Source organism: Catellatospora sp. NPDC049111, assembly GCF_040648615.1.
GTDB lineage: Bacteria > Actinomycetota > Actinomycetes > Mycobacteriales > Micromonosporaceae > Catellatospora > Catellatospora aurea.
The window spans coordinates 46,961-70,495 of sequence record NZ_JBEZEB010000010.1; the positions used below are offsets into that span (position 1 = coordinate 46,961).

22 protein-coding genes are annotated in these 23,535 nt (G+C 72.4%); 9 read left to right on the forward strand and 13 right to left on the reverse strand.

What is annotated here, in order from left to right; genetic code table 11:
* Positions 1–100 precede the first annotated feature (100 nt).
* Complete coding sequence (locus AB0B66_RS16795) at positions 101–2,881, forward strand: FtsX-like permease family protein (RefSeq protein WP_360529770.1); 2,781 nt, start codon at positions 101–103, stop codon at positions 2,879–2,881.
* A 22-nt stretch (positions 2,882–2,903) separates the two neighbouring features.
* On the opposite strand, the gene AB0B66_RS16800 is transcribed toward AB0B66_RS16795, so the two are convergent.
* Positions 2,904–3,422: a PadR family transcriptional regulator gene (locus AB0B66_RS16800; RefSeq protein ID WP_360529773.1), complete on the reverse strand. Its 519-nt coding sequence runs from the start codon at positions 3,420–3,422 to the stop codon at positions 2,904–2,906.
* Positions 3,423–3,605: 183 nt separating this feature from the next.
* Here AB0B66_RS16800 and AB0B66_RS16805 point away from each other — a divergent pair, with 183 nt between their 5' ends.
* The gene (locus AB0B66_RS16805; RefSeq protein WP_360530197.1) at positions 3,606–4,271 is read left to right on the forward strand and encodes an ABC transporter ATP-binding protein; all 666 of its coding nucleotides are present in this window, start codon (positions 3,606–3,608) and stop codon (positions 4,269–4,271) included.
* A 9-nt stretch (positions 4,272–4,280) separates the two neighbouring features.
* Here AB0B66_RS16805 and AB0B66_RS16810 read toward each other — a convergent pair whose 3' ends face one another.
* Positions 4,281–4,487: a hypothetical protein gene (locus AB0B66_RS16810; protein WP_203692689.1), complete on the reverse strand. Its 207-nt coding sequence runs from the start codon at positions 4,485–4,487 to the stop codon at positions 4,281–4,283.
* Positions 4,488–4,714: 227 nt separating this feature from the next.
* Between AB0B66_RS16810 and AB0B66_RS16815 the strand changes: the two genes are divergently transcribed.
* Together AB0B66_RS16815 and AB0B66_RS16820 are read left to right on the forward strand one after the other, a co-directional pair.
* Positions 4,715–5,062 carry a YciI family protein gene (locus tag AB0B66_RS16815; RefSeq protein WP_360529777.1) on the forward strand — a complete coding sequence of 116 codons (348 nt, stop codon included), beginning with the start codon at positions 4,715–4,717 and terminating at the stop codon, positions 5,060–5,062.
* Positions 5,055–6,269, forward strand: coding sequence for an RNA polymerase sigma factor (locus tag AB0B66_RS16820; protein ID WP_360529780.1), 1,215 nt, complete (start codon positions 5,055–5,057; stop codon positions 6,267–6,269). Before AB0B66_RS16815 ends, AB0B66_RS16820 begins: the two co-directional genes overlap by 8 nt.
* 9 nt (positions 6,270–6,278) lie before the next feature.
* Here the strand turns inward: AB0B66_RS16820 and AB0B66_RS16825 are convergent, their stop codons facing one another.
* The 3 genes from AB0B66_RS16825 to AB0B66_RS16835 form a co-directional block, all read right to left on the reverse strand.
* Entirely contained in the window at positions 6,279–6,866 is a 588-nt protein-coding gene (locus AB0B66_RS16825) for a hypothetical protein (RefSeq protein ID WP_360529783.1), read from the reverse strand.
* A gap of 100 nt (positions 6,867–6,966) precedes the next feature.
* Positions 6,967–7,620, reverse strand: a complete 654-nt coding sequence (locus AB0B66_RS16830; RefSeq protein WP_360529786.1) for an MBL fold metallo-hydrolase — start codon at positions 7,618–7,620, stop codon at positions 6,967–6,969.
* Between the two features lie 47 nt (positions 7,621–7,667).
* Positions 7,668–8,330 carry a GntR family transcriptional regulator gene (locus tag AB0B66_RS16835; protein WP_360529789.1) on the reverse strand — a complete coding sequence of 221 codons (663 nt, stop codon included), beginning with the start codon at positions 8,328–8,330 and terminating at the stop codon, positions 7,668–7,670.
* 379 nt (positions 8,331–8,709) lie between these two features.
* Between AB0B66_RS16835 and AB0B66_RS16840 the strand changes: the two genes are divergently transcribed.
* From AB0B66_RS16840 to AB0B66_RS16850, 3 genes are all read left to right on the forward strand, one after another.
* Positions 8,710–9,768 carry a 3-deoxy-7-phosphoheptulonate synthase gene (locus AB0B66_RS16840; protein ID WP_360529792.1) on the forward strand — a complete coding sequence of 353 codons (1,059 nt, stop codon included), beginning with the start codon at positions 8,710–8,712 and terminating at the stop codon, positions 9,766–9,768.
* 187 nt (positions 9,769–9,955) lie between these two features.
* Entirely contained in the window at positions 9,956–10,813 is an 858-nt protein-coding gene (locus AB0B66_RS16845) for an alpha/beta hydrolase (protein ID WP_360529795.1), read from the forward strand.
* Between the two features lie 56 nt (positions 10,814–10,869).
* Positions 10,870–11,238, forward strand: a complete 369-nt coding sequence (locus AB0B66_RS16850) for a VOC family protein (RefSeq protein WP_360529798.1) — start codon at positions 10,870–10,872, stop codon at positions 11,236–11,238.
* Here the strand turns inward: AB0B66_RS16850 and AB0B66_RS16855 are convergent, their stop codons facing one another.
* The gene (locus AB0B66_RS16855) at positions 11,239–11,487 is read right to left on the reverse strand and encodes a hypothetical protein (RefSeq protein WP_360529801.1); all 249 of its coding nucleotides are present in this window, start codon (positions 11,485–11,487) and stop codon (positions 11,239–11,241) included.
* Between the two features lie 18 nt (positions 11,488–11,505).
* Entirely contained in the window at positions 11,506–11,961 is a 456-nt protein-coding gene (locus AB0B66_RS16860; protein WP_360529804.1) for an Lrp/AsnC family transcriptional regulator, read from the reverse strand.
* A 92-nt stretch (positions 11,962–12,053) separates the two neighbouring features.
* On the opposite strand from AB0B66_RS16860, the gene AB0B66_RS16865 reads away from it, so the two are divergent.
* Complete coding sequence (locus tag AB0B66_RS16865) at positions 12,054–12,965, forward strand: SMP-30/gluconolactonase/LRE family protein (protein WP_360530200.1); 912 nt, start codon at positions 12,054–12,056, stop codon at positions 12,963–12,965.
* Here the strand turns inward: AB0B66_RS16865 and AB0B66_RS16870 are convergent.
* From AB0B66_RS16870 to AB0B66_RS16880, 3 genes are read right to left on the reverse strand one after another with little or no spacing between them, the layout of a single operon-like run.
* Entirely contained in the window at positions 12,955–13,569 is a 615-nt protein-coding gene (locus tag AB0B66_RS16870) for a TetR/AcrR family transcriptional regulator (protein WP_360529808.1), read from the reverse strand. The two genes, AB0B66_RS16865 and AB0B66_RS16870, sit on opposite strands and share 11 nt — an antisense overlap.
* 55 nt (positions 13,570–13,624) lie before the next feature.
* Positions 13,625–15,772: a YhgE/Pip domain-containing protein gene (locus AB0B66_RS16875; RefSeq protein ID WP_360529811.1), complete on the reverse strand. Its 2,148-nt coding sequence runs from the start codon at positions 15,770–15,772 to the stop codon at positions 13,625–13,627.
* Entirely contained in the window at positions 15,769–16,467 is a 699-nt protein-coding gene (locus tag AB0B66_RS16880; RefSeq protein ID WP_360529814.1) for an ATP-binding cassette domain-containing protein, read from the reverse strand. Before AB0B66_RS16880 ends, AB0B66_RS16875 begins: the two co-directional genes overlap by 4 nt.
* Positions 16,468–16,589: 122 nt before the next feature.
* On the opposite strand from AB0B66_RS16880, the gene AB0B66_RS16885 reads away from it, so the two are divergent.
* Positions 16,590–17,027 carry a GNAT family N-acetyltransferase gene (locus AB0B66_RS16885; protein WP_360530203.1) on the forward strand — a complete coding sequence of 146 codons (438 nt, stop codon included), beginning with the start codon at positions 16,590–16,592 and terminating at the stop codon, positions 17,025–17,027.
* A 6-nt stretch (positions 17,028–17,033) separates the two neighbouring features.
* Here AB0B66_RS16885 and AB0B66_RS16890 read toward each other — a convergent pair whose 3' ends face one another.
* The 3 genes from AB0B66_RS16890 to AB0B66_RS16900 all read right to left on the reverse strand — a co-directional run bounded on the left by AB0B66_RS16890 (position 17,034) and on the right by AB0B66_RS16900 (position 23,469).
* Positions 17,034–18,032, reverse strand: coding sequence for a LacI family DNA-binding transcriptional regulator (locus AB0B66_RS16890; RefSeq protein ID WP_191837633.1), 999 nt, complete (start codon positions 18,030–18,032; stop codon positions 17,034–17,036).
* A 197-nt stretch (positions 18,033–18,229) separates the two neighbouring features.
* Positions 18,230–21,688 (reverse strand): discoidin domain-containing protein, encoded by a 3,459-nt coding sequence (locus AB0B66_RS16895; RefSeq protein ID WP_360529818.1) that lies wholly within the window; start codon positions 21,686–21,688, stop codon positions 18,230–18,232.
* Positions 21,689–21,819: 131 nt separating this feature from the next.
* On the reverse strand, positions 21,820–23,469 hold the full coding sequence (locus AB0B66_RS16900; protein ID WP_360529821.1) for a glycoside hydrolase family 13 protein: 1,650 nt from the start codon (positions 23,467–23,469) through the stop codon (positions 21,820–21,822).
* Positions 23,470–23,535: the final 66 nt, after the last annotated feature.

The window sequence follows — 23,535 nt, forward strand, 5'->3', positions numbered from 1 at the left end:
GGGCTCCATGCTGCCACGGTCCACAGCGGACATCACAGCTGCATCACGAGAACGGGGACGGGCCTTGCATTGCCACAATGCATGACGCGACAGTGAACGCGTGTTCACCCTGATCTGGTCGCAGCTACGCCGCCGAGCGTGGCGCGCGGGCGCGCTGTTCGCCGCCGTCCTGCTGGCCACCACCGGCTTCACCGTGCTCACCGGCACGATCAGCACCTCGCGGCTGGAGGTCGTCAGCGAGGTGGACGCCAACTTCCGCGGGGCGTACGACATCCTGGTCCGGCCCCGCGGCGCGCGCACCGCGACCGAGGTGGAACGCGAGCTCGTCGCGCCGAACCAGCTCGCGGGCACGTACGGCGGCATCACCATGGACCAGTACCGGGCCATCCAGGAGCTCCACGACGTCGAGGTGGCCGCGCCGATCGCCACCCTGGGCACCACGATGGTCGCCGACTGGGTTCCGGTGGACATCACCGACCTGGTGGACCGCTCGAAGACCCGGCAGCTGATCCGGCTCGATCCGGTCTTCTCCGCCGACCGGGGCCTGTCCCGGTCCACCCGGGTCAGCCACTACGTGTACCTCACGCAGCGCCCGCTGATCGCCATGGAGTCCGCCGACGCCGGCGTCGTGCGCTTCCGGGACGGCACCGTGCTCAAGGACGACCAGGACTGTTACCTGTACCCGCTGGAGGTGGCCGAGGATGGCACGAAGCGCCGGCTGTGCGGCGCGGGCATGGTGCACACCGCCGGCAGTCAGATCACCGACGACAAGGCGCCCGGGTTCACCGTCTTCCGGCTGCTGCCCGACGGGCGGTTCGTCCAGGGCAGCAACACCGGCGGGGGCGGCCTGCGCATGCAGGACTTCCCCGCGCAGGAGCGGCTGCTGGTGGGCATGCCGTGGCTGACCACCGCGGGGATGGCCGCGATCGACCCGGAGCCGGAGGCGCGGCTGCTCGGCCTCGACCAGGCCGTCGTGTCGGGCCGCTACCTGCGTCCCGGCGACGCCTCGTCGGGCCGGGACGGCAGGTTGCTGCCCGCGCTGACCGCCCGGCAGCCGCAGATCGACGAGACGCTGTCGGTCACGGCCTCCGCGGTCGACGAGACCCTCGCCCGCAGCCTGCCCGGCACGACCGCCGGGGACCTGCACCACCGGCTCGGCTCGGCCCGCGTCACCGGGCTCGGCACCGTCCGGCTCGACGCCCAGCCGCTGCGGCCCGACGTCGTCAACGGCGTACCCAGCATCGCGACCGGCGTGCTGGTACACAACGCGCCACCGCGGTACGAACGCTCACCCGACGACACGCTGCGCCCCGCCGCCTGGACACCGCAGCCCGAACAGTGGACCGACAACTTCCGCTTCGGGGTGGGCGGCTGGTCCGGGTTCATCTTCGACACGGCGTTCCGCGCGGCGACTCCGGCCGGCGCCGCGGACGCGCGGCTGCTGATCGACCCGGTGGGGGTCTTCGATCCGCAGCGGCTCGCCGAGTTCTCACAGCTCAGCCGGGTTCCCCTGGAGACGTATCAGGCACCGGGGGCGGCCGGGGCCGACGCCCGCAGCCGGGAGCTGCTCGGTGACCGGCCGCTGGCCCCGTCCAGCAACCCGCAGGGCTACCTCGCGCCGAGCCCGCAGATCATCCTCACCCTGGACGCGCTGCCCAGCGTCCTCGGTCCGCAGCGGGCCCGCGACGCGATCTCGGCGGTGCGGGTACGGGTCGCGAACGTGCGCACGCTCGACGAGCTCACCCGCGAACGCATCCGGCGCATCGCCGAGGAGATCGGCCTTGCGACCGGCCTCGACGTCGACATCACCGTCGGTTCGTCGCTGCAACCGCAGGCCGTCGACCTGGCCGCGGGCACCCTCGGCCGCCCTGAGCTGCGCCTGACCGAATGGTGGAGCCGCAAGGGCGTCGCCGTGGCCGTCATGGACGCCATCGACCGCAAGAGCGTGCTGCTGTTCGGGCTGATCCTCGTCGTCTGCGTGCTGTTCCTGGCCAACGCCACCACCGCCGCCGTCCGCGACCGCAGGCGCGAACTGGCCGTACTCGCCTGCGTCGGCTGGCCCCGGCACCGCCTGGCCGCCCTCGTCACCGGCGAGGTCGCCCTCGTCGGGCTGGCCGCCGGTCTCGCCTCGGCCGCGCTCTCCCTCCCGCTCGGGTGGGCGGCAGGCGTCGCCACGACCCGCCCGCAGGCCCTGCTCGCGATCCCGGTGGCGTTGCTGCTGGCCCTGCTCGCGTCGATCGTCCCGGCGATCCAGGCGGCCCGCGCCCACCCCGGCACCGCACTCGCCCCGCTGGTCTCCCCGGTCCGCCGGGCACGGCGCTCGCTGCTCGGGCACACCGTATTCGCCGCCTCGCTGCGCAACACCCGGCGCAGGCCGGGCCGCACACTGCTGGCCGCCGCCGCGGTCGCGCTCGGCGTCGGCGCGTTCACCGCCCTGCTGACCCTCACCTGGGTGTTCCACGGATCGATCACCGGCAACCTCCTCGGGGACGCGATGTCGCTGCGGGTGCGCGCCGTCGACACGATCGCGGTGGCCTCGACACTGGTGCTGGCCGTGGTGGCGCTGGCCGACGTGTTGTACCTCAACGTGCGCGAGCGCGCCGCCGAGCTGGCCACGCTGCAGGCCGGCGGCTGGAGCGACGGCGCGCTGGCCCGCCTCGTCGCGTACGAAGGGCTGCTCGTCGGAGCCGCCGGCGCGATCACCGGCGCCGGCGCCGGGCTGCTGTTCGTCGACCGGCTTGTCGGCGGGGTGCCACCCGCCGCGCTGGCCGCGACCGTCGCGGCGGCCTTGGGCGGCACGGCGCTCGCGGGGCTGGCCGCGCTGCTGCCCGCGTCGTCGGTGCGGCGGCTGCGGCTGGCCGCACTACTCGCGCAGGAGTGAGCCACGCCGTTCGCCCGGCGCGTCAGGCGAGCAGTTCGGCCTCCGCGTCCTCCAGAAAGGTCAGGTCGGCGGTGACGTGCCGGGCGGCGGCCGACAGCAGCAGGCGCACCACGGTCTCGCGATCGGGGTCGCGGCGCAGCGTCTCCAGGTTGCGCAGCTCGCGCAGCAGGTGGGCGCGCTGCGCGGCGAGCACCTGCGCCATCGTGTCGCGGTCGCCGGTCCGGGTCGCGGCCACCACCTTCAGGAACAGGTCGTCCCGGAAACCGGCGGTACGCGGGCTGGGCGAGGTCATCCAGTCGTCGAGTTCGCGCTCACCGGCGTCGGTCATCCGGTACACCACGCGGTCGGGTTTGACCTCCTGCGCCATCCGGCTGGAGTCGACGAGGCCGTCCCGGGAGAGCCGGTCGAGCACCTGGTAGAGGTGCCCGATGTTGAGCGCGCCCCACTGCGGCCCGACGGCGGACTCGAAAGCGCTCTTCAGCTCGTAGCCGTGGCTGGGCCCCTCGCGCAGCAGGGCCAGCACCGCATGCTGGATCGGCATGGCTCACCACCCTCCCTTCTCGACATCACAGCTGTGTCACAACCGCCCGAACGGACCTTGCATTGTGACAATGTAGCACCGACAGTGATCGCCATGACCGACAGCACGACGGGGGCCGGCGCCACGGTGCGCGTGGCCGAACTGGCCAAGCACTACCAAGGCGGCGACGTGCGGATACCCGCTGTGGCCGGGGTGTCTCTGGAGTTCGCTCCGGGCACCATGACCGCGATCACCGGCCCCAGCGGGTCCGGCAAGTCCACCCTGCTGCACCCCATCGGCGCGATCGAGGCCCCCGACGCGGGCACCGTCACCGTCGACGACATGGAGATCACCTCCATGAAGCGCCGCCGGCTCACCGCGTACCGCCGCCGGGTCGGCTTCGTCTTCCAGCGCTACCACCTGCTGCCCGCGCTCACCGCGCTCGACAACGTCATCGCGCCCGTGGTGCCGTACCGGGTGAAGTTCGACAAGGCGGCCCGCGGCCGGGAACTGCTCGCCGCCGTGGGGCTGGCGGGCCGGGAGAACGCGCTGCCCTCGCAGCTGTCCGGCGGGCAGCAGCAGCGCGTCGCCATCGCCCGCGCGCTGATCGGCGCGCCCAGCCTGCTGCTGGCCGACGAGCCCACCGGCAACCTCGACTCGCGCACCGGCACCGAGATCCTCGACCTGCTCGCCGCGCTGCGCGCCGAGCACGCCATGACGGTCTTGGTGGCCACGCACGAGCAGCACGTCGCCGCCGCCTGCGACCGGCTCATCCGGCTGCGCGACGGCGAGGTCGTGCAGGACGTGTCGCTGGCCGGCGGCGAGGAGCCCGAGCAGACGCTGAGCCGGCTGGGCGGCCCGCGCCTGTGATCGCGCAGCCTAGCGGCGGCAGAACGGGTAGACGCGGCCCTCGACCGTGCGCGTCTGGCCGTCCGGCGACTGCACGAAGTAGGTGCTCCCGCGCACCCACGTGCGCTGCCCCGGGCGGACCAGCACCGTCTCGGACAGCTCCATCACGTAGTCGCCGATGGTCAGCACGCTGACCAGCAGCAGGCGATCAGCGACAGCGGGTTCAGTGACGAGCATGTGACTCTCCGGAGGGGGCGGGGAGCGCTCACGTTACCTCCGCGCCCCCACCTGGGGGAAGGGGTGTTCGTCTATACGTGCACCACGCCACACGTGCGCTCGCCGTCCGAGCAGGTCACGCCCGCTTCACACGCCGCGCGCCGGGCGGTGTCGATTCCGGCGGATGCTGTTCGTATGGACAGTGAGCGGCCGCCACGTCATCGGCCGCCGGGACGAGGAGCGCCGCCATGAAGCAGTACCTGCTCAGCATCTACCAGCCCGACGGCGGACCACCGCCGCCCGAGGTGCTGGACCCGGTCATGCGGGCGCTGGCCGCGCTGAACGCCGAACTCGACGCCGCGGGGGTGACCGTCTTCCGCAACGGCCTGCTGCCGCCGGAGACCGCCACCGTGGTCCGCGCCAAGGGCGACGACGTCCTGCTCACCGACGGCCCCTACCTGGAGGGCAAGGAGCACGTCGGCGGCTTCTGGATCATCGAGGCGCCGGACCTCGACGCGGCGCTGCACTGGGCGGCCAAGGCGGCCCGCGCGGTCACGCTGCCGATCGAGGTGCGCCCGCTGCACGCCGGTGCCTGAGCCGGTCGACGTCGCCGCGGTCTTCCGCGCCGAGTACGGCCGCGCGGTGGCGGTGCTGGTGCGCGCGTTCGGCGACATCGACCTCGCCGAGGAGTCGGTCCAGGACGCGTTCGCCGAAGCGGTGCGACGCTGGCCCGAGCGCGGCCTGCCGCCCAGCCCGGCCGGCTGGATCATCACCACCGCCCGCAACCGCGCCGTGGACCGGCTACGCCGCGAGGCGTTCAGGGACGACCGGCAGGCGCAGGCCGTGCTGCTGGCCATCCCGGACCCACCCGCCGAGGAGGGGCCCGTGCCCGACGACCGGCTCCGCCTGATCTTCACCTGCTGCCACCCGGCGCTCGCGGTCACCGCCCAGGTCGCGCTGACCCTGCGGCTGCTCGGCGGCCTGAGCACCGCCGAGATCGCGCACGCGTTCCTGGTGCCCGAGGCGACGATGGCGCAGCGGCTGGTCCGCGCCAAGAACAAGATCAAGGGCGCCGGCATCCCGTATCGCGTGCCGCGCGACGCCGACCTGCCCGCGCGCCTGCGCTCCGTGCTCGCCGTGGTCTACCTCGTCTTCAACGAGGGCTACACGGCCAGTTCCGGAGACACGCTGGTGCGCGCCGACCTGTGCCGGGAGGCGATCCGCCTGGGGCGGCTGCTCGCCGAGCTGATGCCCGACGAGCCGGAGGCGCTGGGCCTGCTGGCCCTCATGCTGCTCACCGAGTCGCGCCGCCCCGCGCGCACCACGGCGACCCGGCAGCTCGTGCCCCTGCCCGATCAGGACCGCACCCGCTGGGATCGCGAGCTCGTGGAGGAAGGGCTGGCGCTGGTCCACCGGTGCCTGCGGCGGCGGCAGCTCGGCCCGTACCAGCTCCAGGCCGCGATCAACGCGGTGCACGCCACGGCCCCCGACGCCGCGTCCACCGACTGGCCGCGCGTGCTCGCCCTGTACGACCGCCTGCTCGCGCTGACCCCCACCCCCGTGGTGGCGCTGCACCGGGCGGTCGCCGTGGCCGAAGTGGACGGTCCCGGCCCCGCCCTGGCCCTGCTGGACACGCTGGACCTGGACGGCTACCACGTGTACCACGCCGTCCGCGCGGACCTGCTGCACCGCTTGGGCCGCGACACCGAGGCCGCGCGGGCCTACCGGGCCGCGATCACCGGCACCGAGAACGAAGCCCAGCGGGCCTTCCTGCAGGGCCGCCACGACGCCCTGGGCCGCTGAGCGCCGCGATCAGCCCGCGCACACCGCGGGGACCCGCTGGTCCTTGCTCGCGCCCTTGACGATCGCGTCCACCACCGTGAACACCTTGCCGTCGTAGTCGGCACCCGCCGCTCTGAGGTCGGTGAGCCGCTTGCTGACGTAGCTCACGTCGGCGCGCATCGCCCCGGCCAGCCGCTGGTCCACCGCGCTCGCCACTCGCCGGGCCAGGTGGTCGCGGTAGTCCGCGAGCGCCTTCTGCAGGTCCGCGAGAACCTGGCGCTTTGCCGGGTCGCCCCCGGCGATCCGGCCCTCGACGAGCCCGACGTAACGCTGCGTCAACGTGACGACCTGCTGATAGGCCTCCCGGCGACCGGTGCAGATCGCCTGGTCGGCCGCGGAGAGTCCGGCGGCAGCGCCCGGAACCGGGCTTTTCGGCCCGCCCGGGGCGGCGCTCGACCCGGCAGACGCCGACGGCACGGCCGCGCCAGGGGCGGGCGAACCCGAACCCGCGACCGCACCCGGGGAGGGCATCGCTCCGGGCCTGGTCGGGTTGCCGCCGCAGGCGGTGGTGGCAAGCAGGGCCGCACCGAGCACGGCCGAGACGAGAAGACGCCGCATGTGTCGCACTCCTGATCCGTACACGAACTGCGACAGCCTGCCACCTTTCGCGACCGCGGTGGGGGCGCTCCGGCATCGCCTGGATCACATAACCGGGCGGTCACCAGCCGCGGGTGTGCCATTCCGGCAGCGAGGGGCGTTCGCGGCCGAGGGTGCTGTCCTTGCCGTGGCCGGGGTAGAACCAGGTGTCGTCCGGGAGCCGGTCGAACAGCTTCGTCTCGACGTCGTGCAGCAGCGAGGCGAACGCCTGCGGGTCTCCCCAGGTGTTGCCGACCCCGCCGGGGAACAGCGAGTCGCCGGTGAACAGGTGCGGGTGACCGTGCGGGTCGCGGTAGAGCAGTGCGATCGACCCCGGGGTGTGCCCGACGAGGTGGATGACCTCCAGCTCGGCCTGCCCGACGCGCACGGTCTGTCCCTCCGCGACGGTCTGCGCCTTGACCGGCAGCTCGTCGGCGTCGTCCGGGTGCGCGATCGGCGTCGCGCCGGTGGCCGCCACGACCTCGGCGAGCGCCTGCCAGTGGTCGCCGTGGCGGTGCGTGGTGACCACGGTGGCCAGGCCCGCGTCACCGGCCAGGGCCAGCAGGGTGTCCGCGTCGTTGGCAGCGTCGATCAGCAGCTGCTCGCCGGTGGCCCGGCAGCGCAGCAGGTAGGCGTTGTTGTCGTGCGGTCCGACGGACACCTTGCTGATGACGAGGTCGTCGAGTTCGCGTACGTCGGCGGCCGCGCCGCGGCTCACGTCTCCGGTGTAGGGCACCCTCGCAGACTATCGCCGGGCACGGTGTCGCGCCCGGCGGCCGCGGATCAGAACAGGCGGGCCAGGATCAGCGCGAGGGCTTCCTCGGCGTGGCGGCGGGACAGCTCGGCGGCCCGGTCGGCGTCGCGTTTGCGCAGCGCCTCGACCAGTTCCTGGTGCTCGGACTGGGAGGCGACGATCTCGTCGGGGCGGTAGTGCCCGGCGATCTGCTCGTTGAAGTAGTAGAGGTGGTTCTGCTCGATGACGCGGGCGAGCCGGGGGTTGTGCGCGGCCTCGACGATCAGGTGGTGGAAGCGGTCGTTGAAGAGCACGAACTCGTCGGCCGGGCCGTCGGCGGACCAGGTGTCGCAGTGTGCCGCGATGGCGGCCAGCTCCGCGTCGCCGGCGCGCTGGCAGGCGAAGCGGGCCGCGAACGACTCCAGCGCCATGCGGACCTCGTAGATGGCCACGATCTCGTCGCGGCCGTGCTGGCGCACGATCCAGCGGCGGCGGTGCGAGACGATCAGCCCGTCGGCGGCCAGGCGCTGCAGGCTCTCCCGGATGGGCGTGCGGCTGACCTGGAGCTTCTCCGCGATCACGGCTTCGACCAGCGGCTCGTTGGGGCCGATCTTGCCGAGCACGATCTGGTCGCGCAGCCACCGGTAGACGTTGTCGGACAGCGTGCGGGTGGCGTGCATGGGTTCGGCGGGCAGGTCTTGCGCTGCGGGCACCTGGCCGCCTCCCTCGTCGTGTCGCTTCCGAGCGCCCACAGTAAACGTATCGACGCGGCGGCTGCCATGAGTCCATCACCACAGCCACGCTCAGCCTGCCCGATCGGCCTGACGGTTTCCGCCTCGGTGTCCGGTTCCCGGGAACAGCGGTCTGGATCGATGCCGTCACATGGGGTAGGCTGTCGGCGTGGTTCGCATGTATTGGCGCTTTACGCTGGCTCTGGGTGGAGCCGGCGGTTCATTGCGCTGACCGCGATTCCACCCAGAGCCAGCAGGGCGAAGACGTCTCGTCTTCGCCCTTTGCCATGTCATGGACGGGCTGGCCTGGGACTTTCCGAGGTGCGGGGCCCGTCCCCCCACGGAACCGGGAGACGCTCCGATGACCCAGACCAACGACGTCCACGTCCTGTCCTTCGAGCCGCTGCAGCCACCGCGCGAACTGCTCACCCAGCTGCCGCTTGGTGATCATCGCGCGGCGCTGGTGGAACGGTCCCGCCAGGAGGTGCGGGAGGTGCTCACGGGTCGCGACGACCGGCTGCTGGTGGTGGTCGGCCCGTGTTCGGTGCACGACACCGAGGCGGCCATGGACTACGCCCGCCGGCTGGCCGATGCCGCGAAGAAGCACTCCCGCGAGCTGTGTGTGGTGATGCGGGTCTACTTCGAGAAGCCGCGCACCACGATCGGCTGGAAGGGCCTGATCAACGACCCGGGGCTGGACGGCACGTACGACGTGCACCGCGGGCTGCGCACCGCGCGGGCGCTGCTGCTCGACATCCTCGACCTGGGCATGCCGGTGGGCTGCGAGTTCCTCGACCCGACCAGCCCGCAGTACATCGCCGACGCGGTGACCTGGGGCGCGATCGGGGCCCGGACCATCGAGAGCCAGGTGCACCGCCAGCTGGCCTCCGGCCTGTCCATGCCGGTCGGTTTCAAGAACACCACCGACGGCGGCGTGCAGGGCGCGATCGACGCCTGCGAGGTCGGCCGCAACAGCCACGTCTTCTTCGGGGTGGACCACGACGGCCGGGCCGCGATCGTCACCACCACCGGCAACGAGGACTGCCACGTGATCCTGCGCGGCGGCCGCAGCGGCCCGAACTACGGCCCCGAGTCGGTGGCCGCGACGCTGGCCATGACCGAGAAGGCCGGCATGAAGCACCGCCTGGTCATCGACGCCAGCCACGGCAACAGCGGCAAGAGCCACGAGCGGCAGGCCGTCGTCTCCGACGAGATCGCGGCGCAGATCGCGGGCGGCCAGGCCGGCATCGCGGGCGTGATGCTGGAGAGCTTCATCGTCGCGGGCCGCCAGGACCTCGACTCCGGGCAGCCGCTGACCTACGGCCAGAGCGTCACCGACGCCTGCATGAGCTGGGAGACCACCGAACACGCCCTGGCCACCCTGGCCCAGGCCGTCACCGCCCGCCGCACCACCGCCTGACCCCGGTCACGCTGCCAAGATCGCCGTTTCCGGACGGAACCTCGGGCCACATCGCAGGTTCCGCCCGGAAACGGCGATCTTCGTCTGCGGGACGCCGCTCCCGGTGCCAAGGTCGCCGTTTGGCGGCCGGGACGCCGGGGCGCGACGGATGATGGGGCCGGGGAAGGCGATCGCACGGAGGCACGTGGTGGACATTCCCGAAGTCAGGCACCGGTTCGCCGACGTCGGCGGCGTACGGGTGTTCTACCGCGAGGCCGGCGACCTTGGCGCGCCGACGCTGCTGCTCCTGCACGGGTTTCCCAGCTCGTCGGCGCAGTTCCGGCGGCTGATCGACGCGCTCGGCGGGCGCTTCCACGTCGTCGCGCCGGACCTGCCGGGATTCGGGCAGACCGAGGCCCCTGCGGGCTTCACGTACACCTTCGAGCGGCTGGCCGACGTGGTCGAGGGCTTCGTGGAGCGGCTCGGCCTACGCCGGTTCACGATGTACGTCTTCGACTACGGCGGGCCGGTCGGCATGCGCCTGGCCGCCCGGCATCCGGAGTGGATCGCGGGCCTGATCGTGCAGAACGCCAACGCGTACGACGAAGGCCTGTCCGACCTGGCCCGGGGCCTGGTCGCACACCGGCCCGGCGCGCCCGGCGCACGGGAGGCGGTCGCCGAGATCCTGGTGCTCCCGGTGACCCGGGGCCAGTACGAGGGCGGCACGGGCGACGCCGAACTGATCGCCCCCGACGGCTGGACGCTCGACCAGCACTACCTGGACCTGCCCGGCCGCCGCGACGCCCAGATCGACCTGCTGCTCGACTACCACACCAACGTCGCGCTGTACCCGGACTGGCAGCGGTGGCTGCGCGAACATCGGCCGCCGGCCCTGGTTCTGTGGGGCACCGGCGACGCGTTCTTCACCGTCCCGGGCGCGGAAGCCTACCTGCGTGACCTGCCCGCGGCGGAGCTGCACCTGTTCCCGACCGGGCACTTCGCGCTGGAGGAGTGCCTGCCCGAGATGGCCCCGCTGATCGCCGCGTTCCTGGGCCGGATCGGGTGACGGCGGCTCCGTCCGCCTGAGCCCGCCGGTCGGCGTACGCCGCTAGATTGGCAGGCATGCTCGATCACCTGTCGATCCAGGTCGCCGACGTCGAGGCGGCCGCGTACTTCTACGACACCGTGCTGGAGCCGCTCGGCGGCCGGCGTCTGCTGGAGTTCGGCGACGTCATCGGCTACGGCGTCGACCGGCCGGTGTTCTGGCTCGGCCCGGTCACGACCGACGGCGCGGCGCGCGAGGCGCACATCGCCTTCGTCGCCGCCGACCGCGCGGCGGTCACCGCGTTCTTCGCGGCAGCCGTGGGGACCGGGGCCGAGGTGCTGCACGAGCCGCGGGTGTGGCCCGAGTACCACGAGAACTACTTCGGCGCGTTCGTGCGCGACCGCGACGGCAACAACGTCGAGGCGGTCTGCCACCTGCCGGGATGATCAGCGCTCGCGGCGGGCCGCCAGCACTGCCTTGATCCCGAGCACGCCGACGGTGGTGCCGATGGCCAGTGACGCCCCGATCAGCAGCGCGTGCACCCAGAGGAAGCTGGTCGGCGAGCCGTCGCCGGACACGCCGGTCGACCAGGCCCGCGGGTCGTCCCAGATGGCGAGGGCGAACCGCGGCCAGATCAGCCAGGTCCACACGCCGACCCCGATCAGGAACAGCGACCAGCCGCGCGACAACCTCATAACCGGCGAGTATGCCAGTCAGCGGTCGTACGGCCGCACCGAGACCGGGCGCTCGAAGAACGTCTCCAGCGCCACGATGGTCTGTGTGCCGGTCACCCCCGGCACCGCGAAGATCTGCTTGAGCACCGCCTGGAGCTCCTCGGTCGTCGAGGTCCGGATCTTCGTGAGCACCGACGCGGCGCCCGCGGTGATGTGCGCCTCCTGGATCTGCGGGATCGCGCGCAGGGCCTCGGCGGTGTCCGCGTCGCCCATCCAGGCGTTCGCGTCGATCAGCACGAACGCCAGCACGCCGCGCCCGGCCGCGTGCGGGTCGACCTCGACCGTGCTGCGCCGGATCACGCCCCGTTCCCGCAGCTTGCGGACCCGGTCGTGGGCTGCCGCGCCGGACAGGCCCACCGCCTGACCCAGGGCCGCGTACGGCTGCGTCGCGTCAGCCTGCAGCAGCGTGATCAGCGCCCGGTCGATCTCGTCCACGTCAACTCCCGACGGCCTTTGACAGAACCTTGTCAGGCGATGTTAGCTGTTCGCCGAATCATGTTAAGCATGGGAGGCACATCGTGAGTGCTCTGTTCGCCACCGACACCATCCCCGCCCAGCTCGTGACCCTCGACCCGCGCTTCGAGTGCAACGGTGACGAGCGGGTGCAGCGGCTGTTCACCGGCGCGCGCTGGCTGGAAGGCCCGGTCTACCACCCGGCCGGGCGCTACCTGCTGTGCAGCGACATCCCCAACGACCGCATCCTGCGCTGGGACGAGACCACCGGCACGGTCGGCGTCTTCCGGCAGCCCGCCGGCCACACCAACGGCCACACCCTCGACGGGCAGGGCCGGCTGGTCAGCTGCGAGCAGGGCAACCGGCGGGTCACCCGCACCGAGCACGACGGCACCGTCACCGTGCTCGCCGACAACTGGCAGGGCAAGCGGCTCAACAGCCCCAACGACGTGGTGGTCCACTCGGACGGCTCGGTCTGGTTCACCGACCCGCCCTACGGCATCACCAGCGACTACGAGGGCAACCGGGGCGACAGCGAGATCGGCGCGTGCCACGTGTACCGCGTCGTGCCGGGTGGGCAGGCGCAGGCGGTGGTGCTGGACGCCGAGCGGCCCAACGGGCTCGCCTTCTCCCCCGACGAGCAGCGGCTCTACCTGGCCGACACCCGCCGCAAGCACATCCGGGTCTTCGACGTCACCGCCGAGGGCGGCCTGACCGGCGGCAAGGTGCTGGCCGACTGCGACGCGGGCTCGTTCGACGGGCTGCGGGTGGACGACCGGGGCATGATCTGGGCCGCGGCCCACGACGGGGTGCACTGCTACCACCCCGACGGCACCCGGCTCGGCCGCATCCTGCTCCCCGAGATCGTGTCCAACCTGGTCTTCGGCGGCCCGAAACGCAACCTGCTCTTCATGACCGCGACGACCTCGGTGTACGTGATCAGGCTGACCGTGAACGGCGCCCGCCCGCCGTGGGCTACCCGCTGAATCCAGGCTGGGCGTTGACCGCCGCGCGGCTGCGCACGATGGCCAGCACCGCCGATTCGACCTGCTCGATCGGCTGCTCCGGGTTGAACACCAGCCAGTCCAGCGCCACCACCAGGCACACGCCGAACAGCGCCGAGGCGGACAGGCGCACATCGAGGTCCGCGGCGAAGTCGCCGCTGTCCACGCCCGCCTGCACGGTCTCGGCGATGACCGTGATCGCCTCCTCGCGCAGCAGGCGCAGCGTCTGCTGCCAGTCCCGCTGGGTGCGCCACATCTCCGACAGCAGCAGCTGCGCGAACGACCGGTAGCGCTGGATGAAGGCCAGCTCGGCGCGGACCAGGGCGGCCATCGCGTCGACTGGCGGCAGCCCCGCGACGGCCGCGGTGAAGTCGGCCGTCAGCAGGCCCACCCCGTACCGCAGCAGCTCCTCGAAGAGCACACTCTTGGAGGCGAAGTTGTAGTAGACGGTGCCCTTGGCCACCCCGGCCCGCTCCGCGATCTGGTCCACCGTCGTATCGGAGAACCCCTGCTCCGCGATCAGCGCCATCGTCGCCTCGAACAGCTTCTGCCGAGTCGCGTCCCGCCGCGCACTCCGCCCGTCCACGCCGTGCCTCCTCGTCATCTCGGCCCGCAGTCCCATCATGGTCGTCCCAGGGAGGTCACATGGTGAGGGCGGGGTGGAGTTTGTCGGGGGTGAGGCGGCGGGCGCGGGCGGCGGTCAGGGTGGTGAGGGTCAGGGCGAGCGCGGCGACGCCGAGCAGGACGGCGACGCCGGTGACGACGGTGGCGGTGGAGCCGCCGAGGATGAGGCGGCGCAGGCCGTCGACGACGTAGGTCATCGGCAGGTACGGGTGGATCGCCTGGAAGAAGCCGGGGCTGGTGGCCACGGGATAGGTGCCGCCGGAGCCGGTGAGCTGGAGCATCAGCAGGATCAGTGCGACCAGGCGGCCGGCCGAGCCCAGGGCCGCGCCGAGCAGCTGCAGCACGGCGGTGAAGGCGAGCATGGTGGCCAGCAGGTAGCCGTACATGCCCCAGGGGTGCGCGGGGTCCAGGCCCAGCGCGAGGAGCAGCACGGCGTACAGCACGGTGGTCTGGGCAAAACCGATCGCGACCGCGGGCCGCCAGCCTGCCAGCGCGACCCGCCAGGCCGGCGCGCCGGTCATCAGGTGCCGCCGGGTGACCGGCCGCAGCAGCATGTACGTCAGCATCGCGCCCACCCACAGCGCCAGCGCCACGAAGTACGGCGCGAACCCGGCCCCGTAGGCGGCCGCCGCGTGCCACACGTCGCGTTCCAGGGTCACCGGCGCGGCCAGCACCCCGGCCCGCTGCGCCCGGGTGTCCGCGTCGTAGCCGGGCACCTGCGCCGCGCCGTCGGCCAGCCCGTCGGCGAGCTTGCGGGCCCCGTCGTCGAGCCGGGCGAGGCCGTCGGCCAGCTCGCCCGCGCCGCCGGAGAGCCGGACCAGTCCCCCGTCGAGCTGCCGCGCCCCGGTGGACAGCCGGTACAGGCCGCCGTGCAGCGACTTCGCGCCGCCGGCCGCGTCGGCGATGCCGCCGTGCAGTCGGTCCGCGCCGGTGGACAGCGTGGCCAGGCCCGTGGCCAGCTCGTCGACGCTGCGCCGGGCCGCGGCGACGTCGTCGGCCAGGTGCGGGGCGGCCTGCGCCACAGCACGGGCGGCCTTCGCGACCTCGGTCAGTTGTGCCTTGACCTGCGGCAGTCCGGCGCTGTCGAGCCGGTGCGCCAGGTCCCGCGCGGTGTCGGCCGCGGCCGTCGCGGCCCGCCGGGCGGCGGTGAACGCCGGGTCGTCGGCGAGTTCCGGGTGCGCCTGGGCGAGCGCGTCCAGCGCCGTGACGACCTCCGCGGTACGCCGTGCCGCCTGGTCGGCGAGTTCCGGCAGCGCGTCCAGGTGTGCCGCGAGCGCGTCGGCCGCCGCCGCGACGGCGTTCGCGCCCCGCTCGATGGTGTCCGCGTGCTCGCGCAGCACCGGTTCGACCCGATCGGCGACCCCGTCCACGGTGGAGGCGAGTTTCGCCCCGCCCGCGGCGGCCCGTGCCGCCCCGTCGGCGAGCTGCGCCGAGCCCGCCTCCAGGGTGGCCAGTCCCCCGGCCAGCTCGCGCGAGCCGGACTCGGCCTGTGCCAGCCCGGCGGCGAGCGTGCCCGCCCCGGTCTGTGCACTGTGCGCGCCGTCGGCCAGCGCGTCCGCGCCGTCTCGCGCGTCGCCCGCACCGCCGGCCAGGTCACCCGCGCCGTCGACGGCGTCGCCGAGCGCCGACTTCACGTCGCTGAAGCCGATCAGCATGCCGTCGAAGTACTTCGCCGCCGCCGACTCGGCCGCGGCGGCCCGGATCTCGGTGAACGCGCTGCGGGCCAGCATCCCGGAGATGTAGTTGACCCCGTCGTCGCTGACCACGGTGAGCTGCCCGGCCCGCGCCGTCGCCGCCGGATCGGGCCCGGTGACCAGCGCCGCCGAGAAGTCCGCCGGGATGCGCAGCATCAGCTGGTAGGTCCCGTCGCGCAGCCCGTCCGCCGCCCGCGCCGCGTCCACCCGCTGCCACCCGAAGACCTGCCGCTGCTCCAGCTCCTCGGCCAGATCCCGCCCGGCGTGCACCGGCCCGCCGTCCGGATCACTGGCGATCCGGTCCTCCACCACCAGCGCCACCGGGATCCGGTGCATGTTGCCGTACGGATCCCAGAACGCCCATAGGTACAGCGCCCCGTACAGCAGCGGCACCAGCGTCAGCACCACCAGCGCGGCCCGCGTCATCCGGTGCCGCCGGAACCGCCGCAACTCCAGCCTGCCCAGACTCACCGCCCCACCCCCACCTGCGAAAGGAAGGGCACCTTCACATCGCTCCGCGATGTAGAAGGTGCCCTTCCCCACATCTGCGGAGCAGCAGTGCTGGTGAGGGTGCCTCGCGGAGCGACCGTGACGGTCAAGGCCTCAGCCGAGGCGGGAGCGCCGGTCACGGCCGCGGTGTCGCGGCAGACGGCGACGGCGGCGCGGCCGGTCGCGTCCAGTTCGCTGAGCAGCGTCTGCGTCTCGGACGGGGTCAGACCCACGTCGATGTCGTCGATGAGCAGCACGTCGGGGTCCTCCAGCAGAGCGAGCTTGATCATCAGGCGGTGCCGGTCGAGCGGGGACAGATCGCGGACCAGGTCGCCGGGCTCGGCGGCGAGCAGCGCGTGCCGGCTGCGGCGATGCCAGGGCCGGACCTTGCCGAGCAGGCGCAGCCGCTCCCCGACGTGCTCGGCGACGGTGAGCGCGGGTTCGGGCTCGTTGACGCCGGGGACCAGGCCGAACGCCGTACGCCCAGGGGTCAGCACCCCGTGCGTGGTGCGGAACCGGCCGCCGAGCGCGAGCAGCGCGCTGGTCCGCCCGCCGCCCGCGGGGCCGGTCAGCGTGACCAGCTCACCGGCGTGGACCTCCAGGTCGAGATCGCGGAAGACCCACCCCCGGCGGGTACGCATTCCGAGCCCCTCGGCCCGCAGCAGTGCCGGCTCCACGCCGCCCCCAAAGTATTTGAACTGACCAGTCGGTCTAAATACTCGCTCACGATGCGACGAGAGCGGAAGTGAGCGTGAGCCGTCTCACCGACTACGATCCAGAGGTGATCTCGGCAGAGCCAATGATCTTCCGTACCGCGAGCTTCCAGGACCTGGACGCCGCGACCCTCTACGCCCTGCTGAAGCTGCGGGTCGACGTGTTCGTCGTGGAGCAGTCCTGCCCCTACCCGGAGCTGGACGGCCGCGACGGCGAGCCCGGCACTCGGCACCTCTGGTACGAGGTGGACCGCAAGCCGGTGGCCTACCTGCGCATGCTCGAAGACGCCGAGCCGGGCGGCCCGGTGTGCCGCATCGGCCGCGTGGTGACCGCCCCTGAGGCACGCGGCGACGGCCTGGCCGGGCAGCTGCTCACGGCCGCGCTGGCGGCGGTCGGCGACCGCCCCGCGGTGCTGGACGCGCAGTCGCACCTGGCGAAGTTCTACGCCAAGTACGGCTTCGCCGCCAGCGGCCCCGAGTTCCTGGAGGACGGCATCCCGCACGTGCCCATGCGCCGCGGCTGAGTCCGGTCAGGCGGAGGCGGCGACCACCGCGGTCGAACCGCGCACGACCAGCTCGGGGTCGAACAGGTACTCGTCCGGGGCGACCTCGCCGCCGTCCACCTGCGACACCAGCATGGCCACCGCGGCCGTGCCCATCGCACCGATGGGCTGGCGCACCGTGGTCAGCGGCGGGTCTGTGCACGCCATGAAGAGCGAGTCGTCGTATCCGACCACGCTGATGTCCTCCGGCACGCGCAGCCCCATCCGGCGCACCGCGCGCACCGCGCCCAGCGCGAACACGTCGGAGGCGCAGACCAGCCCGGTCACGCCCTCCTTGATCAGGCGTACCGCCGCGGCCTGCGCCGCCTCCATGGAGTAGATGGTGCGCGCGACCGGCGGGTTCTTCTGCCCGGTGCGCTTGCGGAACGCGGCGAGCTTGCGCGCCGACGGCACGTGGTCGACCGGCCCGAGCAGCAGCCCGATCTTCGTGTGACCGAGCGAGGACAGGTGGCCGTACGCCTGGTCCACCGCGACGGCGTCGTCGGCGGCCACGACCGGGAAGCCGAGCCCGTCTATCGCGGCGTTGACCAGCACCACGGGCAGGCCGCGCTGGCGCAGCCGGTGGTAGTGCTCGTGCTCGGCGTCGGCCTGGGCGTACAGGCCGCCCGCGAAGATCACGCCGGAGACCTGCTGCTCCATCATGATGTCGACGTACGCCGACTCGGCCACGCCCTCCTCGGTGCGGGTGCACAGCACCGGGGTGAAGCCCCGCTGCGCCAGCGCCCCGGCCACGATCTCGGCGAACGCCGGGAAGATCGGGTTCTGGAGTTCGGGCAGCACCAGACCGACCAGGCGGGCGCGTTCCCCGCGCAGCTTGGTGGGTCGCTCGTAGCCGAGCACGTCCAGGGCGGTCAGCACCGCGGTGCGGGTCGCTTCGGAGATGCCGGGCTTGCCGTTGAGCACGCGGCTCACCGTCGCCTCGCTCACCCCCACGTACTTCGCCACTTCGGCGAGTCTGCGCGTCACGCCGGTCACTGTAACCGGTCGGCCGCGTGCCGGTTGCCGGGCGAACCGGTAAACCGGATCACGCAACGGCCTGGGGCGACTGTCCTGGCGGCGTTAAGAAGGGCACCTTCTACATCGCGGAGCGATGTGAAGGTGCCCTTCCTTTCATCAAACCGGTGGAGAGGGCCGCTCACCCTCTCCACCGGGGTTCAGGGTGGTTACGAGGCGTAGACCTCGTATTCCGAGAGCTGGCCGGCCGGCCAGCCCGTGTTGCCGGTGAAGCTCAGGCGCAGGTAGCGCTGGCTGGTCGCCGGGAAGGTGATGGTGACGGTGTTGGCCGAGGACGGGTTGAAGACGTAGCCGGCCGAGCCCACCACGGTGCTGTAGGAGGAGCCGTTGGTGCTGCCGAGGACCGACAGGGTCTGGGTGCGGGTGGCCCAGGCCGCCGCGGGCGGGAGCTTGAGCACCACGCGGGAGACCGAGGTCGTCGCGCCGAGGTCCACCGTGATGGTCTGCGGCCAGGCGTTGTTCAGCGACTCCCAGTACGAGTTGGCGTTGCCGTCGACCGCGTTGCCCGCGCCGTACACGTCGGCGTGGCCGCTCTCGGTCACCGGGCGGTTCAGCGCCAGGTTGGTGTTGGCGACGACGCCGTTGCCGGACAGGTTGACCGTGTGCGGGCTGCCGGTGGCGTTGCTGGTGAAGCTGACCGTGCCGGAGCGGGCCCCGGACGCGGTCGGCGTGAACGTCACCGAGATCGTGCAGGACGCGCCCGCCGCCAGCGAGGAACCGCAGGTGGTGGTACGGGCGTAGTCGCCGGTCACGGTCACCGAGCCTAGCGTCGCCGAGGCCGTGCCGGTGTTGGTCACCGTCACCGACTGCGCGCCGCTGGTGGTGCCGACGGTCTGGTTCGCGAACGACAGGCTGGAGGCGGACAGGCCGATGGCCGGGGTCTGCGGGGGCGGGGTGCCGTTGCCGTACACCTCGAACTCGCTGAACTGCGCCGCGGGCCAGCCGGTGTTGCCGGTGACCGTCACCCGGACGTACCGGCGCGATGCGGCGGTGAAGTTGATCGCCGCGCTGTTGCCGGTGGCCGGGTTGAACGTGTAGCCGGCCGAAGCCGCCAGGCTGCTGAAGGTCGAGCCGTCCGTCGAGCCCAGCACCTGCAGGGTCTCCGTGCGGGTGCCCCACGACGGCGGCAGCTTCAGCACCACCTGGTTGACGGTCGCGCTCGTGCCCAGGTCAACGGTGATCGACTGCGGGAAGGCGTTGTTGGCGCTCTCCCAGTACGTGTTCACGTCGCCGTCGACCGCGTTGCCCGACCCGTACGACTGGGTCTGGCTGGTCTGCGTCGTCGGGCGGCCCGCGGCGAGGTTGCCGTTGGGGTTGAAGCCCGAGCCGGTCAGGTTCACCACGTGCGGGTTGCCCTGGGCGTTGCTGCCCACGGACAGCTGACCGTTGCGGGCGCCGGTCGCGGTCGGCGTGAACGTCACCGAGGCGGTGCAGCTCGCGCCGGGGGCCAGCGACGAGCCGCAGTTCGTGGTCCGGGCGAAGTCACCGCTGACGGCGACGCCGCTCAGGCTGACCGCGACCGAACCCGGGTTGCTCACCGTGACCGTCTGCGCGGCGCTGGTGGTGCCCACGTTCTGCGTGCCGAAGACCAGGTTCGACGTGCTCAGGCTCAGCTGCGCCGAGGGCGGCGGAGGCGAGCTGGGCGGCGGCGGGCTGTTGCTCGGCGGGGTGGTGCCGCCGGTCCAGACCGGGGTCGGCCAGATGCCGGTGCAGGCGGGCGGGTTGGCGTACCAGCCGGAGTTGGTGCCCACCTGGGTGATCTGGAACGACGGGCCCACGCAGTTGTGGATGGGGTTGCTCTGCGCGATGCCGGACGCGGTCACGTTCTCGAACGTGGCCTGGCCCTGCGACTGCACCTGCAGCGCGTACGTGCCCGCGCCGATGATGCGTACGTTCTTGAAGTGGATGCCGGTCGCGCCGCCCTCGATCCAGTGCAGCGCCGCATAGGAGCTGTCCAGGATGTCGGTGTCGGTGATGTTGATGGTCGCGCCGCTGATCGGCTCGTTGAGGCCGGAGAACCAGATCGCGCCGACGCCGAAGTTCCAGTTGTAGTCGGAGTTTCCGGTGCGGATCAGGGTGTTGCGGGCGATGGTGAAGGTGCCCGCCACGGCGGTGCCGGACCCGGAGTTGACGCCCGGGTAGCGGTTGCCGATGTGGATGCCGCCGCCGTTGGTGATGCTGTCCGCCACCACGTTGTCGGTGATCTTGATGTCCCGGCCGCCGTACGACACCAGGTGGTTGGCCAGGATCGTCACGCCGATCGTGTTGAACGAGAACGTGTTGTTGACGTTCGGGATGCGGTCGGGCCACATGGCCAGGGCGTCGTCACCGGTGTTGCGCACGAACGTGTTGGTGACGGTGGAGTTGGTGACGCCGGTGTGGAAGTTCACGCCGTCGGCGGTCTGGTCCAGGATCACGCTGTTGCGAATGGTGAAGTTGTCCATCGGGCCGTCCATCCAGGCCCCGACCTTCGTGTGCTGCATCCACACGCTGTCGACCACCGAGTTGGTCATGGCCCCGCCCATGGCGTTGACCTGGTCGTCGTCGACCCGCTCGCGGATGTCGCCGATGATGGCGAAGTCCTTGAGGGTGACGTTGCGGCTCGGGCCGCCGGCCTCGTGCGAGCGCACCGCGCCGGTGTAGCCGCCGCCGGCGACGTACTTGCCGTAGACGCCGACCGCGCGGTTGCGCTGGGTCGGGTGGCGGCCGGTGAGCACCGAGTGCCACATGCCCGCGCCCTGCAGGGTCACCCCGTCGACCACGATGTGGTCCCAGACGGTGTACGTGCCCGCGGGGATCCAGACGACCCGGCCCTGCGCCTTGCCCGCGTCCACCGCGGCCTGGAACTTGGCCGTGTTGTCGGCCGTGCCGCCGGTCGGGTCCGCGCCGAAGTCGGCCACCACGTCGATCGCGTTGGCGGGCTTGGACTTCGGGCCGCCGACCAGCTCGAAGTCGGCCAGGTCGATGGTGAAGCTCGGCGACTGCGCGGTCGAGTTCACCTGCAGCCGGATCTTCGTGCCGATCGGGTACGTGCTGCCGAGCAGGCTGCGCTGCTCGTCGTAGAAGTGGTGCGGGTTGGTGTCGCCCGGGTTGTTGTTGAACGGGTAGCCGCCGTAGTACCAGCCGTACTTGGAGGTCACCGGGACGCTCTTCAGGAAGTTCCCGTTGACCCGCAGGTCGATGGTGGCGTCGCGGCCGGTGCCCGCGGCGTTGTCCGGCAGGCTGTACCGGAAGTTGATCGAGTCGGCGGGGGCGGTGAGGGTGAACTCGACGTACTCGCCGACGGCGTCGAGGGTGACGGCCTGCCGGCCGGACGCCTCCGAGGCGAGCTGGCCGTAGTAGCGGGTGTGCGCCAGGACCGTGCCGTTGGTCGGCTGGTCCTCGGCCTCGAACTCCTTGAACGCGACGGTCGCGCCGCGCCCGGCGATCGAGAACGGGGAGATCGAGGCGACCGGGGCCAGGTCGGGGCCGGCGGTGCCGAACGAGGTGACCGCGACCAGCGCCACGCCGGCCAGCAGCGAGCTGGCGGCCGCGGCGGCCAGCCCGGTGCGGCGGCGGGGCGCCGGTACGCGGCCCGTCGGTGCGGGAGGGGTGCTGTGCTCGTTCATTGCCTGTTGCTGCCTTCCGGTGGGGACGGGGTGACCGGAGCGGAGTGCGGCGGCGCGATTCGGGACAGACGCGCCGCCACGGCCGTGGGCGATGCTGAGCTGCGGGCTCCTTCCACCCGCATCCGAGGGGGTCAGGCGGGGCGGATCCAGACCGCGGTGTCCGCGGGCAGGCGGTTGCCGTCGAGCGGTCCACTGGCGACGAGGACCTGCGAGTACGCGGGCACGTCGACAGCCGCGTCGGAGAGGTTGACCACGCAGACCAGGTCGAGGCCGTCCGCGGCGGGTCGGCGGAACGACAGCACCCGGGAGTCGCCGTCCAGCCAGGACATCGGGCCGTCGCCGAGCGCGGGCTCGCTGTGGCGCAGGCTCAGGCAGCGGCGGTACAACTCCAGCATCGAGCCCGGGTCACCGGTCTGCGCCTCGGCGGTGTACGCCTTCCATGCCGCCGGCTGGGGCAGCCACGGCTTGTTCGCCGCGCCGTCGGGGCTGAACCCGAACGGGGCCTCGGCACCCGACCAGGGCAGCGGCACCCGGCAGCCGTCGCGGCCCGGGTCGGCGCCCGCGGTGCGGTGCCACATCGGGTCCTGCTTCAGCTCGGCCGGGATGTCCTCGACCTCCCACAGGCCCAGCTCCTCGCCCTGGTACAGGTACGCCGAGCCGGGCAGGGCCAGCGCCAGCATGACCGCCGCACGGGCGCGGCGGGTGCCCAGCTCCAGGTCGACCGGGGTGTCGTGGGTGCGCCCCTTGAAGCTGAACGAGGTGTCGGCGCGGCCGTACCGGCTGACGTGGCGGGTCACGTCGTGGTTGGACAGCACCCAGGTCGCCGGGGCGTCGACCGGGGCGTGCGAGCGCAGCGTGTCGTCGATGACGTCGCGCAGCAGCGTCGCGTCCCAGGCCGAGCACAGGAAGTTCATGTTGAACGCGGTGTGCATCTCGTCCGGGCGCAGGTAGTTGGTGAACCGCTGCACGTCGGGCATCCACACCTCGCCGATCAGCGCGCGGCCGCCGTACTCGTCGGCGATGCGCCGCCAGGCGCGGTACACGTCGTGCACCTCGTCGAGGTCCTCGAACGGGTGGCGCTCGGTGGTGCCGACCTCGGGCAGGTTCGGGTCCTTGATCAGCAGACCGGCGGAGTCGATGCGGATGCCGTCGGCGCCGAGGTCGAACCAGAAGCGCAGCACGTTCTCGTGCTCCTCGCGCACCGCCGGGTGGTCCCAGTTCCAGTCGGGCTGCGCGCCGTCGAACAGGTGCAGGTACCACTCGCCGTCGGCGACCCGGGTCCAGGTGCCGCCGCCGAAGTTCGAGGTCCAGTCGGTCGGCGGCAGCTCGCCGTGCTCGCCCTTGCCGGGGCGGAACCAGAACAGCTCGCGCTCCGGTGAGCCGGGACCCGCCGCCAGTGCCGCCTGGAACCAGGGGTGCTGGTCCGAGCAGTGGTTGGGGACCACGTCGACGATGACGCGGATGCCCAGCGCGTGGGCCTCGCGGATCATCTCCTCGCACTCGGCCAGGTCGCCGAAGATCGGGTCGATGTTGCGGTAGTCGCTGACGTCGTATCCGCCGTCGGCCTGGGGCGAGACGTAGAAGGGGTTGAACCAGATGGCGTCGATGCCCAGGTCCCTCAGGTACTGCAGATGCGCCCGGACGCCGGCCAGGTCGCCGACGCCGTCGCCGTTGCCGTCGGCGAAGCTGCGGACGTACACCTGGTAGATGGCGGCATCGCGCCACCAGGCGTCGGTCGCCGAGCGCACCCCCTGCGGCGCGGGGGCTCCGATGTCAACCACGAGATACCTGCTTCCTGTTACGGAACACGAACTGGACTGGGCGTGCGGGCACGGCGGGCGGGCCCG

What these genes read in the sequence shown, in the direction of transcription:
- AB0B66_RS16810 (WP_203692689.1), bottom strand. Translation starts at nt 4,487, where the DNA reads ATGCTCGTCACTGAACCCGCTGTCGCTGATCGCCTGCTGCTGGTCAGC.
- AB0B66_RS16815 (WP_360529777.1), top strand. Translation starts at nt 4,715, where the DNA reads ATGAAGCAGTACCTGCTCAGCATCTACCAGCCCGACGGCGGACCACCG.
- AB0B66_RS16825 (WP_360529783.1), bottom strand. Translation starts at nt 6,866, where the DNA reads ATGCGGCGTCTTCTCGTCTCGGCCGTGCTCGGTGCGGCCCTGCTTGCC.
- AB0B66_RS16800 (WP_360529773.1), bottom strand. Translation starts at nt 3,422, where the DNA reads ATGCCGATCCAGCATGCGGTGCTGGCCCTGCTGCGCGAGGGGCCCAGC.
- AB0B66_RS16850 (WP_360529798.1), top strand. Translation starts at nt 10,870, where the DNA reads ATGCTCGATCACCTGTCGATCCAGGTCGCCGACGTCGAGGCGGCCGCG.
- AB0B66_RS16840 (WP_360529792.1), top strand. Translation starts at nt 8,710, where the DNA reads ATGACCCAGACCAACGACGTCCACGTCCTGTCCTTCGAGCCGCTGCAG.
- AB0B66_RS16885 (WP_360530203.1), top strand. Translation starts at nt 16,590, where the DNA reads ATGATCTTCCGTACCGCGAGCTTCCAGGACCTGGACGCCGCGACCCTC.
- AB0B66_RS16855 (WP_360529801.1), bottom strand. Translation starts at nt 11,487, where the DNA reads ATGAGGTTGTCGCGCGGCTGGTCGCTGTTCCTGATCGGGGTCGGCGTG.
- AB0B66_RS16895 (WP_360529818.1), bottom strand. Translation starts at nt 21,688, where the DNA reads ATGAACGAGCACAGCACCCCTCCCGCACCGACGGGCCGCGTACCGGCG.